Here is a 16,161-nt window from a genome sequence, read left to right as displayed (position 1 = left end):
GAAGAACAATTTGAACATCTCCAGCCGCCCAGCCCAGCCGTCGCTATCAGAACTGACCAGCGAATTGACCAGCTGCGTTTCCGGATACGATCCGCAAGCCATGCCAGTCAAGCAGGCGCAGGCCATCATCCACGCCTTCATCACGCCGGTCGGCGCTATTGAAAAAGTCGCCCTGCGCAGCGCACTGGACCGAGTACTGGCGAGCGATATCATCTCGCCCATCGACGTGCCCGCGCACGACAACTCGGCGATGGACGGCTACGCCTTTAACTCGGCCGACCTGCGCCACGATGCGGATACCGTGCTGACAGTCGCCGGTACCGCTCATGCTGGCCGCGCTTATGAAGGAACCGCGTCCAAGGGCCAGGCAATTCGCATCATGACAGGCGCACTGATGCCGGTTGGCCTGGATACCGTGATTCCGCAAGAATTCGTGCACGTCGCCACGGGCACTCCGGCCACGTCAATTACTATCCCTGCTGCCGCAGTCCGGCCAGGCGCCAATTGCCGCCTGGCCGGCGAAGATCTGAAAGCAGGTACGCCGGCCATATGCAAAGGCCGCATCCTGCGTCCTGCCGATCTCGGTTTGCTGGCCTCCCTGGGTATCGCTGAAATTCCGGTACGGCGACGGTTGCGCGTCGCCTTTTTCTCGACCGGCGACGAATTGCGCTCGGTCGGTGAAATACTGGATCCAGGCTGCGTCTACGATTCCAATCGCTACACCTTGTACGGCATGCTACAACGCCTCGGCTGTGACATCATCGACATGGGAGTAATTGGCGACGACCCGGTCGCACTCGAAGCTGCATTCCGCAGCGCCTGTGAAAACGCCGACGCGATCATCACTTCTGGCGGCGTCTCGGTTGGCGACGCCGATCACACCAAACAAATGATGGCGCAGCTGGGTGATGTCGCTTTCTGGAAAATCGGCATGCGCCCTGGCCGGCCGCTGGCGTTCGGCCGGATTACTTCCGGCGGCAAGCAAGCATTGTTTTTCGGCCTGCCCGGCAACCCCGTGGCAGTGATGGTCTCATTTTATTTTTTTGCACGCGATGCGCTTTTGCAAATGATGGGCGCGCAAGCCCAGACCTTGCCACTCATGCGCGCTACTGCTGCGGTCAATATCCGCAAGCGTCCCGGCCGCACGGAATACCAGCGCGGCATCCTCAGCATGACGGATGGCCATTGGACGGTACGCCCCACCGCCGCCCAGGGTTCCGGTATTTTACGGTCGATGGCGGAAGCCAACTGCATGATCGTGCTGGCGCATGATCAGGTGGACGTAGCCAGCGGCGACACAGTCGAGGTAATATTGTTCGATGGCTTGATCTGATCCCCGGCGCGGGCCACCTACAATAAAAACATGCTCGGACAATACAAGCACAAGCTATTGCAGCTGGGTCGGCCCTTCATTCTGGTACTGGTGAGCGAGATGGCGACGCTGAGTGCACTCCTGCTCGGCAACATCACTATCGCCTGGTGGATTGCCCAACATGGCGGCGCCCGCGACCTCGCGACCTTTGGCGTGATAGTGGCCGGCGCCAGCTTGCTTGCCATCCCACTGCTCTCCCCTTTAGGCGACCGTTATCCAAAAAAGCGCCTGATGGCGATCGGCTTTGTCGCCATCGCGTTTGAAAGTGTGGTGCTGGCATCGCTGGCGCAAGCGCATTTTTACCACCTGTACGTCATCATCGCCTGCGAGATGATCGGTGTGTGCGCCATGGCGATCATCATCCCATGCATCCAAACCATCGCATCGGAACTGGTCACCGCAGAAAAACTGTCTCTCGCCATGAGCATGCAGAAAGTCAGCGGCTCTCTCGGCAGCATCATGGGCCCGGCGCTTGGCGGCAGCGTGATCGCCACCGCCGGTATCCCCAGCGCGCTCTGGGTGCATGTGGCGCTACTGCTGATCGCGGCGCTTGCCGCCACCAAACTACCCAAGGCTTTGACAACGAACAAACCGGCGGCGCTCGGACTCGTGCAATGGCGGCATGAATTGCAAGCAGGCTTGCACGCCAAATGGCACATACCGCTGGAACGGCACTGGACGCTGGTCATGCTGGTCATCGGCGTATTTTATGCCCCCGCTATCGGCATGATGGCAGCCTTGAGAGTGACTAGCCTGGGACTGTCCGCCTTTTGGCTGGGAGCGACCAACATGGGCATCATGTCCGGCATGTTCCTCGGTTTTCTTGGTTGCGCTTCTTTTTTCTCAAGAAAACTGGGACGCTTTCACGCCCTGATAGGTGCGACTCTACTGCGCGCCACCGCACTTCTGGTAGTAGGCTTGACGGCATCGCCATTGCTGCTGGCAACTGCATTTTTTTTGCTCGGCATCTCACAATCGACCACGCAATTTGTCGGCGTCACGCATCGCTTGCTCGCGATGCCGGCAAATTACCGGGCACGGCATGCCTCGGTCAATACCTTGGCGTGGCAAATTTCATCGACGCTGGGACCAGCGGTGGCAGGCATGGCTTTATTACACGCTTCGGTGGCGCAATGCTACATACTATTCGGCATCTTGATCGCGCTGTGTACGATAGGCCTGGCGCTGATTCCGAAAATGCGCGCCTTCCTCAGTCTCGATCACGATACGGCGACAGGCTGGTATCAACGAGAATACCCAGCCGCATTCCGGAACTATAATTAGTCCGCATGACCGTGTGAATTTCGTGTGCCCCCAGGCAGACAGACGTATCTTTCTATATTTTCATTACAACAGAAACCATGACCGTAGCTGCTGAGTTGACGCCGCCTATATTTGACTTTCGCTCCGCTGCCAGCAGCGATGCTGCGGCAATCAGCGGCCTGATCCAACAGTTTTTACATGAATTCGCGATCCATCCAGAGAGTACAGGGACCGAAAAATTCATCGAGTCGATCTCACCTGAAGCCGAAACACGTTATATCGCCGACCCGCGCTATCAATATATCGCCGCGTTTGAAGACAAGCAACTGGCTGGCTTCATCGCCCTGCGCGACGGCAGTCATGTCTTTCATTTATTTGTATCCCCGGCGTTCCAGCGCCGCGGTTTAGCTACTCGGCTTTGGCAGATGGCAAAGGCAGCAGCGCTATCCGTTTCAAAACCAGAATGTTTCACCGTGAACTCCTCGCCATTTGCTATGCCTGTGTACACGCGCTTCGGCTTCAAAGAAATCGGCCCGAAAACTGAAGCACATGGCATTCATTTCATTCCCATGCGCCTGCAATGCATGGAATGCACATGTGACGATGGAACACCTTAGCCAGTTAAAAGAGATGTTGCGCGCCGATCCGGAACGGCGGCGTATCTTGACGCTAGTGGATGCCTTGCGCCTGCCTGATTGCTGGGTTGCAGCGGGTTTCATCAGGAATGCCGTCTGGGATGTCTTGCACGGACGCCCCCCATCCCCGTTGTCCGGCGACGTAGACGTCATCTGGTTCGATCCAAGCCAGAATGACGCAACTATCGACCTGCAGCTGGAAGCGCGCCTGAAGGATGTAGACAATTCAATCGCCTGGTCTGTAAAAAATCAAGCGCGAATGCATGTGCGCAACGACGACGCACCTTACCAGTCAAGCAGCCACGCGATGCGCTTCTGGCCGGAAACTGCAACTGCGGTAGCAGTCAGGTACGCCAACAACAACAACAACAACAACAACAACAACAACAACAACAACAACAACAACAACAATATCGAAGTCGCCGCACCGTTCGGACTGAAGGACCTGTATGCAGGTGTTATCCAGCCGACGCCTCGCTTCGTCGGAGAGAAACATGCTTTGTTCGAGCAACGCATGGAAAACAAAGAATGGCTTGCACGCTGGCCTTTACTACGACGTGCAATTTGAAGTGGTTTAAAACCAAAACCGGACATCAATCATCAATTTCAGATCGATGTCCGGCTGAAAATCACGCGAGGGGTATAAGAACGCCGGCGTCAGAAGGTATTACATTGAAGTAAACCAGGATGACCAAAGCAGGTCGTGGTCGTCGGATAGCGTTGTGCATTATCTTTCGTATCCAGCTTCAACACACAATCGCGCCATTCGTTGGAATTGCCTTTGTATCCCATCCGTTCACAAGCCGGGCCATAAATGTGCATCATTTGATCGACGTCGCGTTGCGCCTGCAGCGAACGTTCTGCATCTGTGGCACAGCCAGCCAACATGGCCGCTACCGCCAAGAACATGAGTTTGCGCATAATAAGCTCCTTGCTTTTCAGGCCCGTTGAGAGCCTTGATGTTTTTCAATTTTTTTTGTAATGGCGAGCAAATACGCAGGAAACCAAGGCTACCCGCGCATGCAATGCTGTGTTCATAGTATAGGACAGAGCGCCGTGCATCTCCATTTCCGTCAATGCACATTTGCTACCAGATGTAACTATGAGGAAAGTTAACTTGTCCTTCGATTTGCTGAAGGAGTCCATGACGTGAATTTATCATACAAATCCACAAACAATAATGATTCTCATTTATAATTAGGTTTGTGCACTACGCTTCCTGCCGTATTGTCCATCTCAGACTCTCTCTTTTCAGCCAGCCGCACCCCAAGCGTTGCCAGCCATTAAACATGCTGCTTCGTTTTGGAGTTCGACGCTTTGCCCAATTTACATTCATCCCACCCAATGCAACCGACGCTGCGCAAACTGCCTGCGGCCGTCAATTTTGCCATCTTCGCCATGGTCACCGCGTCCGCGCCAGTGCTGGCGCAAAGCACGACCCAGCCGCCGCTGTTGGCCGGTAACTACGCCGCCAACCATACGTTCGATGAGATCTCGGTAACCGCGACCCGTAGCGAAACCGCAGTGTCGCAAACCCCCAGCAGCATCTCAGTCATCAATGCCGCCACCATTGAGGAACAACAACCGAAGGACGTCAAGGATCTGCTGCGCTACGAACCCGGCGTTACTGTCAGGCGCGGGCCTTACCGCCCGACATCGGCGGCGACAGCCGGCGGCCGCGGCGGCAACGAAGGCATCAACATTCGCGGCCTGGAAGGCAACCGTATCCTGCTGATGGAAGACGGCATACGCCTGCCAAGTTCGTTCTCGTTCGGGCCATTGGAAGCCGGTCGCGGCGACTATGTGCAAATGGACATGTACAAGCGCGTGGAAATCCTGCGCGGGCCGGCATCGGCCATGTACGGCAGCGACGGCCTGACCGGTGCGGTCAATTTCATCACCAAGGATCCGGCCGACTTTTTGAAGATTTTCAACAAGCCGACCTATTTCTCGATCAAGCCCACTTACGACTCCACCGATGGCAGCACCTCGACCACCGCCGTTGCTGCGTTCGGCGGCGAGCGCTTTGAAGGCTTGCTGATTGCCAACAAGCGCGACGGCCACGAAGTTGACACCAAGGGCACGCGCAATATCCTCGGTCCTAACCGCGATACTGCGAATCCGCAAAACGTCCATGGCAACGCCCTGCTCGGCAAACTGGTCTTCAAGGCCAGCGCACAGGATACATTCACTGCCGCCATCAGCCACCAGGAACAGAAGACCGACTCGGACGTGCTTTCCGCCATCACCAAAAGCACTCTGGGGTTGCACGCCGACGACAAACTTGAACGCAATCGTTATAGCCTGGCTTACGATTTCAAGGACAGCGCCGGCCGCTATTTGCAGAATGCGCACACCCAGCTTTACTTCCAGGACGCCAAGAACCATCAGTTTTCCTACGAAGACCGGTTCCCCACAGTGGACCGCACGCGCGATAACACCTATCAGGAACGCACCGTCGGCGGCTCGGCGCAAGCAGAAAGCAACTTCGCCACCGGCACGCTGCAACACAAGCTCGTGTATGGTTTCGACGTCAGCACGGCGCGCATCAGCGGCCTGCGCAACGGCACCATTCCGGGTACCGGCGAATCTCCGTTTCCCAACAAGGCTTTCCCGAACACAGACTACACGCTGTTCGGCAGCTTCCTGCAGGACGAAATCCGCGTGTCGCAGAACGGTCCTCTCAGCATCACGCCTGGGCTGCGTTTCGACGGCTACCGCCTAACGCCGGATGAAAACGATCCGGCCTATACCGGCAAGGCAACCAAATCCAGCGGCAATGCAGTATCACCACGACTGGCCGTAATGTACGAAATCAACCCGGCGTTGCTGCCCTATATCCAGTATGCGCGCGGCTTCCGCACACCAACTCCGGACCAGGTCAACAATAGCTTCGGCAATCCGATGTACGGCTACGCCACCATCGGTAATCCAGATCTGAAACCGGAAACCAGCAACACCTTTGAAATTGGCTTACGCGGAAAACTGACCGGCGGCAACGACGTCCTGCGCTACAGCATGGCCGCATTCACTGGGCGCTACAGCAACTTCATTTCGCAGGAAATAGTAGGCGGCAGCGGCCGGCCATTTATCGACCCGACGATCTTCCAATACGTTAACCGCGCCCGCGCCCGCATCAGCGGCGCCGAAGCAAGAATCGATTGGCAACTCGCCAATGGCCTCGGCGTCAAGGCCGGCCTGGCCTATACCAAGGGTCATACCGAGGGCGCCGACGGTAGCAGCACGCCGCTTGATACAGTCAATCCATTCATGGCCGTGTTCGGCTTGCGCTATGAGCCGAGCGATCTCTGGTACGGCCAAACCGACTTTATCTATCAAAGCACCAAGCGCCGCAGCGACATGAGCAAACAGACTGATTTCACACCGCCGATGGCGTTCGTGGTCGATCTGCGCGGCGGCTACAACATCAGCAAGAATGTCGCGCTATATGCCGGCATCCATAACCTGTTCAACCGCCAGTACTGGAACTGGTCTGACGTCCGCGGACTGGCTGACAACTCGACAGTCAAGGATGCCTATACCGCGCCAGGCCGTAGCTTTAACGTCGGCTTGAAATTCCAATACTAAATCCACTTCCCGGACAAGGAGAAAACCATGCTTACCACCCGCAATCCGCAACAACATCAACAGAAACTGCGCGAAGAGTTCTTGAACGCCAAGCGTGAAAAGAAATTGCGCAACCGCGACGCTGCGGCCGCCATCGGCATTTCTGAAGGCGAAGCAATGGCCGCCTGCGTTGGCTTCGAAGCAATCCGGCTGCTGCCGCGCTTTGTCGAACTATTCGAAGAAGTGCCGCTGCTTGGCGCCGTCATGGCGCTCACCCGTAATGACAGCGTGGTGCATGAAAAGGATGGCGCTTATCAAAAGATGAGCCACAACGGAGAAGTCGGGCTGGCGCTGGGCGAAGTAATCGATTTGCGGATTTTCTACAAACAATGGCGCTTTGCCTGCGCCGTGATTGAAGAAATTACGCGCGGTCCGGAAACGAGCTTGCAAAAAAGCCTGCAATTCTATGATCTGCACGGTGAAGCTGTGCACAAGGTATTTTTGCGCGAGCACAGCGACCATGCAGCTTTCGACGCCCTGGTGGCGCGCTGGCGCGATCCGGAACAACTGCCCGGCATGACAGCCGAACCGCTGCCGCCGGCGACCATCGATACAGCCGATGCCGAAATCGACGTCGAAGGATTCCGCTCGGCCTGGCAAAGCATGACCGATACCCATCAGTTCTTTGGTTTGCTGCGCGACTTCGGCGTCAGCCGGCCCCAGGCGCTACGGCTGGCGCCGCCGCAGTTCGTTCGCCAGGTCGACAATAGTGCGACCCGCAAAATCCTGGAACAGGCCGCCGCCAGCGCCCTGCCGATCATGGTCTTCGTCGGTAATCGCGGCATGATCCAGATTCACTCCGGCGCGGTGTCCAACGTCAAGATCATGGGTCCTTGGCTGAATGTACTCGCCCCTGGTTTCAACCTGCATTTGCGGGAAGACATGATCGCCTCCAGCTGGGTAGTCAGCAAGCCGACCAGCGACGGTGAAGTCACTTCGCTCGAACTGTTCGATCATGACGGCAATACCATCGCCATGCTGTTCGGCGTACGCAAACCTGGCCAGCCAGAGCTTCCGGCATGGCGTGCGGCTGTGATGAGCTTGCCGCTGAAAAGCAATGAAATCTCCGAGGAGGCCCAGGCGTGAAATATACCGTCAACGCACAACGGCGACTGCTTTTGGGAAGCACCGCAGCCGGCTTGATGCTGGCAGCGCTTCCCGTTCGCGGCGCGACGCAAGCAACAGCATCAACCCAACCGCGGCGCGTGGTAGTGGCCGGCGGCGCGATTACCGAGATAGTCTATGCGCTGGATGCCGGCGCATTCCTGATCGGCGCCGACACGACCAGTACCTACCCGGCAGCAGCCATGGCGCTGCCGAAAATGGGCTATCAACGCGCGTTGTCGGCTGAAGGCGTGCTCTCGCTGCATCCTGACCTGCTGCTGGCGTCGGCTGATGCAGGACCGCCGACCACGCTGAAGCAGATTGCCGCTGCCGGCGTGCGCGTGATCCGGTTGGGCGAACGGCATGACGTCGATACCGTGCGCGAAAAAATTACCGGCGTAGCCTCAGCGCTGGCGCTTCCTGACCGTGGCAAGCTGCTGTTGAAAAATTTCGACGATCAATGGCAGGCTGCATTGGCAAGCGTCGACAAGCAACGCCAGGCAAAACCGCCACGCGTACTGTTCATCCTGAGTAACAGCGGCACCCAGGCAATGGTGGCTGGCCAGGAGACGGCCGCCGACGCCATGATCCGCTACGCCGGCGCCGTCAACGCCACGACCGATGCATCTGGAAAAGGCTTCAAAGGCTACAAGCCATTAACCGCAGAGAGCGCCGTTGCCAGCGGCGCCGACATCCTGATGATTTCAAGCGAAAACCTGGCCGCCATCGGCGGCATTGAGCGTTTGTTGAACAGCCCGGGATTGTCGCTGACACTAGCCGCAAAGACCCGGCGCGTAGTCGCCGATATGGATACGCTACTGCTGCTGGGTTTCGGCCCTCGCCTGCCACTAGCATTGACACAATTGACTAGCCAGCTTTACGCCTGACTTTACAACGATCATCGCAATGTCATCTTTCTTCTCCAGCGCCCTGCCCGGCGCCACAACTGCCGCCGCAACGCAAGCAACCGGCTCTCCACGCAAAGGGCGGCAACGCGTAGTGCTGCTGGGGCTGTTACTGTTGTTGATTGTCACTATATTGCTCTGCGCCGCGCTTGGCGCTTATCAAATCGACCCATGGCGCATCCCGCGTTTGCTATGGCCGACCGCACAGCTGGATGCGGTGGATATGCAAACCCGTGCGGTGCTGCTCGACATCCGCCTGCCACGCGTATTGCTGGCCATCCTGGTGGGTTGCGGTTTCGGCGCCGCAGGTAGCGCCATGCAGGCGCTATTCCGTAATCCACTTGCCGATCCGGGCCTGATCGGGGTCTCCAGCGGCGCTGCTCTCGGCGCCGCGCTGACTATCGTCCTCGGCACCACGCTGTGGCCAAATGCGTTGCACACTGTCGGTATCTACGCGCCAATGCTGGCCGCTTTTATCGGCGCCCTGGCGGTCGCCATGCTGGTGTATCGCATCGCCGCAGCCCGTGGCCGCCTGGCGCTGCCGTTGTTGCTATTGGCAGGTATCGCCATCAACGCCATTGTCGGCGCGGCCATCGGCTTGCTGATCTATGTCGCCAGCGACGACCAGTTACGTACACTGACCTTCTGGGACCTGGGCAGCCTGGCCGGCGCACAGTGGTCCTTGCTGGCAGTGGCAACGCCGGTCGTCATCTTCAGCATTGCTGCCCTGGCACGCCATTCGGCCGCGCTCAACGCCATGTTGCTGGGTGAGGCCGAAGCCATGCACCTGGGTGTCCCGGTACAAGCAATCAAACGTCAGGTACTGATCGCCAGCGCTTTGTGCGTCGGCGCGTTGGTAGCGTGCACCGGCACAATCGGCTTCATCGGCCTGGTGGCCCCGCACTGTATTCGCCTGGCCTGCGGGCCAGATCAGCGCGTGGTGCTGCCGGGAGCGCTGTTGTTCGGCGCAATCCTGACCCTGGCAGCGGACTTGATCGCACGCACCGTCGCCGCACCGGCGGAAATGCCGCTGGGTATCCTCACAGCCTTGCTGGGTGGGCCGTTCTTCATGGTGCTTCTGTGGCGTCGGCGCGGCCAGCTTGGCCTTTAACTCATCCACCTAGCGATAAATTCTTCGGGAGCATAAATATGCTAATCGCAAACGATCTTTCTCTGCGGCGCAGCGAAAAAAATATCCTGCGCAATGTGAATCTGCAGATCCAGCCAGGTCAGATCGTTGCCCTCCTTGGCCGCAACGGCGCTGGCAAGAGTACTTTGCTGAAAGCCATGTCGGGTGAATTCCATGGCAATGTGCAGAATAGCGATGCGCAGCTGACCGGTTATATATCGCTCAACGTCACGCCGCTGGAACAGTTCACCCCGCAACAGCTGGCGAAGTCTCGCGCGGTGCTACCGCAAAGCGCACAGTTCTCGTTTCCCTTTACGGCGATGGAAATTGCCTTGCTGGGCCGCTATCCGCATGGCGGCGGCACCAGCATGAATGACCGCCTGATTGCGATGGAAGCATTGGCGCTGGCCGGCGCTGCGGCGCTGGCGGAGCGTGACGTCACCACGCTCTCTGGTGGCGAGCTGGCACGCGTGCAGTTCGCCCGTGTTCTGGCGCAACTAAGACCGCAAGACACTGATCATCAAACACAACCGGCAGCGCGCTATCTGTTGCTGGATGAACCGACCGCAGCGCTGGACCTGGCGCACCAGCATCAGCTGCTGGGTACTCTGCGGCATCTGGCGAAAGAATGGAACATGGGCGTGCTGGCGATCATGCATGACCCCAACCTGGCGGCGCGCTACGCCGACCAGCTGGCTTGGCTGGCCAACGGCACCTTGCTGGTGCAAGATACGCCGACGCTGAGCATGACGCCGCATATTGTCAGGACTTGCCTCGGCATCGATGTCGAAGTCATCCGGCAAAGCGGCAAGCCACCCTTCGCGATGCCGGCTTGAAGTTCTGCTCCCTTTAATAGCAGGGCAATTCAACTTTCATCGTCGGCTAACAAATCCGGTTCTTTTCCAAGAAGCCGCTGCGCCGCTTCGCTTGGCAAGGCCTCCACCGATTTCAGTTTGCGCGCCATCTGACGGCTGCGTACTTCTGCCTGGTCGATATTCTTGGCGGCGCGTTCCAGCGTCAGCTTGGTGGCGGCGAGCACGTCGCCGAACTTGCCGAACTCGGTCTTGACCGCGCCCAATACTTGCCACACTTCCGACGAACGCTTTTCCAACGCCAATGTGCGGAAACCCATTTGCAAGCTATTCAGCAACGCCGACAGCGTCGAAGGTCCGGCGATGCTGATCCGATGGACGCGTTGCAATTCATCGGCGAGGCCAGGGCGGCGCATGACTTCGGCGTACAGGCCTTCGGTCGGCAAGAACAGGATGGCGAAATCGGTGGTCAGCGGCGGCGACAGGTATTTCTCGGCAATGGTCTTCGCTTCGCCGCGCACGGCGCGCTCCAGCTCCTTTGAAGCCAGCGCCACGCCTTCGGCATCGGCGCGGTCGGCAGCTTCTGCCAGCCGCTCGTACTGTTCTTTCGGGAACTTGGCGTCGATCGGCATCCATACCGGCGTGCCGCCGTCGTCGTTGCCAGGCAGCTTGATGGCAAACTCGACCCGTTCGCCGCTGCCTGGCACGGTTTCCACATTCTTGGCGTACTGCTCAGGAGTCAGCACTTGCTCCAGCAGCATTTCAAGCTGCACTTCGCCCCAGGTGCCGCGCGTCTTGACGTTGGTCAGCACGCGCTTGAGATCGCCGACGCCAATCGCCAACTGTTGCATCTCACCGAGACCTTGATGGACTTTTTCCAGGCGGTCAGAGACGATCTTGAACGACTCGCCCAGGCGTTGCTCCAGCGTCGCATGTAATTTCTCGTCGACGGTCTTGCGCATTTCTTCCAGCCGCAGGCCGTTGTCGTTTTGCAGATCCTTGATCTTGGCTTCCAGGGTGGCGCGTACTTCGGCCATCCGCTGCGCATTCGATTCGGTCAGCGCTGCCAGCGTCTGGTTCAGGGTATCGCCGAAACGCTTGAGCGACTGCGCCTGTTCTTCACGATTGGTCTGGGCCTGTTGGTTCATCGCCAGCCGCATGCTATCGAGCTGCTGGGCGTTGGTTTCATTGAGCTTCACCAACTGCTGCGCAAAGGTGTCGATCTGGTTGTTCTGCAAGGTGGCGACGCTGGTCATTTGCGCCGCCAGCGTTTGTTGCAACTGGCCAAAATTGCCGCCAATTTCCTGCCGCATGCTTTGCGCGCTGGTTTGTACCTCGCCGCGCAGATCACGTTGCTGGCGCTCGCCACGATCTTGTTGATCTTGCTGATGGCGTTGCAAGTCGTTCTGCAATTGCGCCAACTGCTGCGCCGGATCCACGCCGCGCGCACTGCGCAAGATGGCAATGATCTGCAACACGATGATCACGCTGGCAACAACGATCAAGACTAGCAATTCTGATGAAGGCATGGGGTTTCTACATTCCTGAAATTATTGCGGGGTGTCGAGGGTGTAATCGGGCTTATTGCGCATCCAGTCCGCGGTCTGGAAGAAGGAAGTCAGCAAACGCTCCTGCAGCCATTCATCCATGCCGACATCCTGCATCGCCAGCGCCATGCAACGCAGCCATTGGTCGCGCTCGGGCGAGGCGATCCCGTATGGCAGATGGCGCGCGCGCAGGCGCGGATGGCCGAATTGTTCAATGTACAAATCGGGACCGCCGCTCCAGCCGGACAGGAACCAATAGAACTTGTCACGCGAGCCATCGAGGCTGGTCGGGTGCAGAGCCCGGATCACGGCAAATTGCGGTTCCAGGTCCATCAGGTCGTAAAAGCGGTCGACCAGTTCTCGCAGCTTATCGGCGCCGCCGATCAGGTCGTAGATACTGGCCTGGGATTGCTCCTCAGGCGTGTGAGCAGGAGCGGTGTGTTCAATAGTCATAAGGAAATAATGATAGCGTAAGCCGACATTATCCCCGAAATGACGGGATCAGGTGCTGGTTCAGGCCTCGCGCAGCGTTTGCAACGGTGGTTGGTTCAAGACATTGCGCAAGCCGATCCAGCCGCCAGCAAAGGTGCAGGCAGCACCGATCGCCATTCCCGCCAGCCACACCAGCGGGCTGAAGGTCCAGGTAAAACTGAACACATATTGCGCCAGCGCCCAGCCGATGGCGGCGGCGCCGCTTGCCGCCAGAAAACCGGCAAGACTGCCGATCAGACCGAACTCTATCCATTGCGATTGCGACAACTGCTTGCGGGTTGCTCCCAGCGCGCGCAACAGGCCTGCTTCGCGGGTGCGCTCATCTTGCGAACCAACCAGCGCCGCATACAGCACCAGCGCGCCCGACACCAAAGTGAAAAGGAAAAGGAATTCGACCGCTGCCACCACCTGGTTGATCACGCTCTGGATCTGCTTGATGACACTGCCAATATCAACCACGGTCAGGTTTGGGAAATCGCGCGTCAGCTGGTTACCGAAAGCGGCATGCGCATCCGGCAGGTTGAAGGCGGTGATCCAGGTTTGCGGCATGTCTTTCATCAGGGCAGGATTCAGGATCACGAAGAAATTGACCCGCATCGATCCCCATTCCAGCTTGCGTATGCTGGTAATCGGCGCACTGACCAGTTGCCCGGCGATATCGAACTGCAGCCGGTCGCCCAGCTTCAGGTTCAGGGTCTTGGCCAGTCCCTCCTCCACAGAAGCGGCGGGTTGCGTATCGTCAAACCAGCGGCCGGCGGTGACGGTGTTCTGCGGCGGTACTTGCTGCATGGTGGACAGGTTGAATTCGCGATCTACCAGGCGCTTCGCCTTGTCCTCAGGATAGGTGTCAGCGGTGATCGGCTTGCCGTTGACCTGGGTCAGGCGGCCACGGATCATGGGGGAGAGTTCCGGCCGGGCGATGCCGATGCCCTGCAAACGCTGGCTGATCTCGGCACGCTGGTCATCCTGGATATTGATCACGAAACGGTTAGGCGCATCGACCGGCGTCGCTTGTTGCCAGGCCCCGATCAAATCGCCGCGAATCACCGTCAGCAGCAGCAAGGCCATCAAACCCAGCGACAAGGCAACGATCTGCACCACTGTGGCCACCGGGCGGCGTTGCAGCGCTGTCAGGGCGAAACGCCAGCTGGGATGGCGCGACAAGCCGCGTACATGACGCGAAGCTTTCAACGCCAGCCAGCCGAGCAAAGCGAACAGGCCGAAACCGCCCAGGAATCCCAATGCAGTCAGCAAACCCAGTTTCAAATCCCCGGCTTGCCACAACAGCAAGCCGATGAATGTCAGCGTACCGAGAATATAGGTGAGAAGCACCATCGCCTGCGGCGCATCTTGCTCACGCCGGATCACGCGATTATGCGGCACATTGCGCAATTGCAGGATAGGAGGCAAAGCAAAGCCGACCAGCAGCAGGATGCCTGTGACCAGCCCTTGCAATGCAGGAATTGCGCTGGCAGCCGGCAAGTCGCTGGAAATGAACTTTCCCAGCAGTTCCAGCAGCATGAAATGGGCGCCGAAACCCAGCAACACACCGATGATGCTGCCGGCCACGCCGATCAGCAGGAACTCCAGCAAATACAGTTGCGTTACCTGGTTCTGCGTCATGCCGAGACAGCGCAACATGGCGCAGGCATCCAGATGGCGCAACATGAAACGGCGTGCCGCCATCGCCACGGCAACCGCTGCCAGCAAGGCCGACAGCAAACCTACCAGCGACAGGAACTGCTCGCCGCGATCCAGCGTCGCCCGCATTTCGGGACGGCCGTTTTCCAGACCCTCGATACGCACACCCTTGATGTTTTCACGGGCTATATCGCTTTCGACCCATTTCTGGAAATTCTGTATTTGCTGCCCAGCTCCCGCCAGCAACAGGCGATAGGTGACGCGTGAGCCGTCCTGGATCAGGTTGGTGGACGCCAGGTCGGCCATGGATAACATGACGCGCGGCGCAAAATTAATGAAGCCGCTGCCGCGGTCCGGTTCGATCACCAGCACTTTGGCAATCTTGAAGGTGCTGTCGCCCAGCTTGAGCGGATCGCCAACGTTGACGTTGAGCGCCGTCAGCATATTGACGTCCAGCCATACCGTGCCGGGGGCTGGCGTCTGGCGCGTCGTTTCATCGGCACCGCCGGGAGCATCGGAGACAGTCAGGTTGCCGCGCAAAGGATAACTGGGGGTGACCGCCTTCAGCGAGGCCAGCTGCGACCTGGCGTTATCGCCATCGCCGGCGATCGCCATGCTAGGGAAAACCACGGTATCGGCCAGGGTCAGGTGACGCCGCTCGGCTTCGGCGCGCCAGTCTGGCGCAATGCGCTGATCGGCGGAAATCAGCAGATCCGCCCCCAGCAACTGATGCGCATCCCGGCTCAGGCCGGCGCGCATGCGGTCGACAAAGAAACCGACAGCAGACAAAGAGGCAACTGCAACAATCAAGGCCACCAACAAGAATCGTAATTCGCCGGCGCGCCAGTCGCGCTGGGTCATGCGTAAAGACTGCAATAGAATCATGTAGCTAACCTTTGAAAGACCCAGCGTATGCTGCGCCATAACTTAGGCAGCAGCCAGATCGCAAATACAAAAAACAGGATCAGGAAGGCGAACAGCAGCCAGGGATGGAAAAATGCCGCCCACAAGCCGCCCAACACGGTCGCGTCCTCGGAAAACGATGCAGTCCAGTTGCTCAGCGGTTCGGGGCTGGTATTGATCATCGCGCGGCTGCCGGCCTTGGTAGCATGAGCGCCCAGGGCAAAAGTACCGCCGACCAGCGCCGCTACCGTAGTCCAGGCTGGATCCATGTGGCCCATGGCGGCGACCGCGAGAATGGCACCGGCTGGGATCCGGATGAAGGTGTGGACAGCATCCCAGACTGAATCCAGTCCCGGAATCTTATCCACCAGAAACTCGATCGCCGTCAACAAGCCGGTTGCGCCGATCACCCAAGGCGACTCCAGTATCTGTAGCGCCTGCGGCAAGTCAATCCAGCCCGCGCGGCCAAACCAGCCGGCGATAAAAAGCGCCATGTACAGGCGAATGCCGCTGGCCCAGGACAAGCCGCCAGCGAGGGCGGCACTAGAAAGTGTATCGAGCATGATGTCCCCTTCTCTCCGGATGCGATCTGACGTCGGTTTCAGACGGTCTTGGCGTACTTCAGGTTTTTAGAAGCACAATATCAACAAGCGTAACGTAAACCTACGCCAGCCGCGCAAGATTAGCCAGTGCGATTGCAAAATCGATCTTGCGTTGAGGTCCGGACGCAA

14 protein-coding genes are annotated in these 16,161 nt (G+C 58.4%); 9 read left to right on the top strand and 5 right to left on the bottom strand.

Annotation, left to right across the window (positions count from 1 at the left end):
* Window positions 1-10: 10 nt before the first annotated feature.
* The 4 genes from moeA (at window position 11) to LT85_RS08370 (ending at window position 3,838) form a co-directional block, all read left to right on the top strand.
* Window positions 11-1,333, top strand: coding sequence for a molybdopterin molybdotransferase MoeA (moeA, locus tag LT85_RS08385; protein ID WP_437177285.1), 1,323 nt, complete (start codon window positions 11-13; stop codon window positions 1,331-1,333).
* Between the two features lie 30 nt (window positions 1,334-1,363).
* Window positions 1,364-2,656, top strand: coding sequence for an MFS transporter (locus LT85_RS08380; protein WP_038487382.1), 1,293 nt, complete (start codon window positions 1,364-1,366; stop codon window positions 2,654-2,656).
* A gap of 77 nt (window positions 2,657-2,733) precedes the next feature.
* A complete protein-coding gene (locus LT85_RS08375; RefSeq protein WP_052134908.1) occupies window positions 2,734-3,252 on the top strand; it encodes a GNAT family N-acetyltransferase in 519 nt (172 codons plus the stop codon).
* The gene (locus LT85_RS08370) at window positions 3,239-3,838 is read left to right on the top strand and encodes a nucleotidyltransferase family protein (protein WP_038487379.1); all 600 of its coding nucleotides are present in this window, start codon (window positions 3,239-3,241) and stop codon (window positions 3,836-3,838) included. Before LT85_RS08375 ends, LT85_RS08370 begins: the two co-directional genes overlap by 14 nt.
* 89 nt (window positions 3,839-3,927) lie before the next feature.
* On the opposite strand, the gene LT85_RS08365 is transcribed toward LT85_RS08370, so the two are convergent.
* Entirely contained in the window at window positions 3,928-4,191 is a 264-nt protein-coding gene (locus tag LT85_RS08365; protein ID WP_038487376.1) for a hypothetical protein, read from the bottom strand.
* A gap of 423 nt (window positions 4,192-4,614) precedes the next feature.
* Between LT85_RS08365 and LT85_RS08360 the strand changes: the two genes are divergently transcribed.
* The 5 genes from LT85_RS08360 to LT85_RS08340 are packed head-to-tail and all read left to right on the top strand — an operon-like array spanning window position 4,615 to window position 10,871.
* Window positions 4,615-6,858, top strand: a complete 2,244-nt coding sequence (locus LT85_RS08360; RefSeq protein ID WP_038487373.1) for a TonB-dependent hemoglobin/transferrin/lactoferrin family receptor — start codon at window positions 4,615-4,617, stop codon at window positions 6,856-6,858.
* A gap of 27 nt (window positions 6,859-6,885) precedes the next feature.
* Window positions 6,886-7,983, top strand: coding sequence for a hemin-degrading factor (locus tag LT85_RS08355; RefSeq protein WP_052134905.1), 1,098 nt, complete (start codon window positions 6,886-6,888; stop codon window positions 7,981-7,983).
* A 56-nt stretch (window positions 7,984-8,039) separates the two neighbouring features.
* Window positions 8,040-8,888 carry a heme/hemin ABC transporter substrate-binding protein gene (locus LT85_RS08350; protein ID WP_081992746.1) on the top strand — a complete coding sequence of 283 codons (849 nt, stop codon included), beginning with the start codon at window positions 8,040-8,042 and terminating at the stop codon, window positions 8,886-8,888.
* A gap of 19 nt (window positions 8,889-8,907) precedes the next feature.
* On the top strand, window positions 8,908-10,017 hold the full coding sequence (locus LT85_RS08345; RefSeq protein WP_038487367.1) for a FecCD family ABC transporter permease: 1,110 nt from the start codon (window positions 8,908-8,910) through the stop codon (window positions 10,015-10,017).
* A gap of 38 nt (window positions 10,018-10,055) precedes the next feature.
* Window positions 10,056-10,871 carry an ATP-binding cassette domain-containing protein gene (locus LT85_RS08340; RefSeq protein WP_038487364.1) on the top strand — a complete coding sequence of 272 codons (816 nt, stop codon included), beginning with the start codon at window positions 10,056-10,058 and terminating at the stop codon, window positions 10,869-10,871.
* A 29-nt stretch (window positions 10,872-10,900) separates the two neighbouring features.
* Here the strand turns inward: LT85_RS08340 and rmuC are convergent, their stop codons facing one another.
* From rmuC to LT85_RS08320, 4 genes are read right to left on the bottom strand one after another with little or no spacing between them, the layout of a single operon-like run.
* On the bottom strand, window positions 10,901-12,376 hold the full coding sequence (gene rmuC / locus LT85_RS08335; protein WP_038487361.1) for a DNA recombination protein RmuC: 1,476 nt from the start codon (window positions 12,374-12,376) through the stop codon (window positions 10,901-10,903).
* A gap of 21 nt (window positions 12,377-12,397) precedes the next feature.
* On the bottom strand, window positions 12,398-12,847 hold the full coding sequence (locus tag LT85_RS08330; protein ID WP_038487359.1) for a group II truncated hemoglobin: 450 nt from the start codon (window positions 12,845-12,847) through the stop codon (window positions 12,398-12,400).
* 60 nt (window positions 12,848-12,907) lie between these two features.
* Window positions 12,908-15,409 carry an ABC transporter permease gene (locus LT85_RS08325; RefSeq protein WP_156117655.1) on the bottom strand — a complete coding sequence of 834 codons (2,502 nt, stop codon included), beginning with the start codon at window positions 15,407-15,409 and terminating at the stop codon, window positions 12,908-12,910.
* Entirely contained in the window at window positions 15,409-15,993 is a 585-nt protein-coding gene (locus LT85_RS08320) for a DUF4126 domain-containing protein (RefSeq protein WP_038487353.1), read from the bottom strand. Before LT85_RS08320 ends, LT85_RS08325 begins: the two co-directional genes overlap by 1 nt.
* Window positions 15,994-16,161 lie beyond the last annotated feature (168 nt).

Origin of the sequence: Collimonas arenae (assembly GCF_000786695.1) — a bacterium.
Classification (GTDB): Bacteria; Pseudomonadota; Gammaproteobacteria; order Burkholderiales; family Burkholderiaceae_D; genus Collimonas; species Collimonas arenae_A.
Note: the sequence above shows the minus strand (reverse complement) of the source record. Positions and strands in the feature narration are given on the sequence as shown.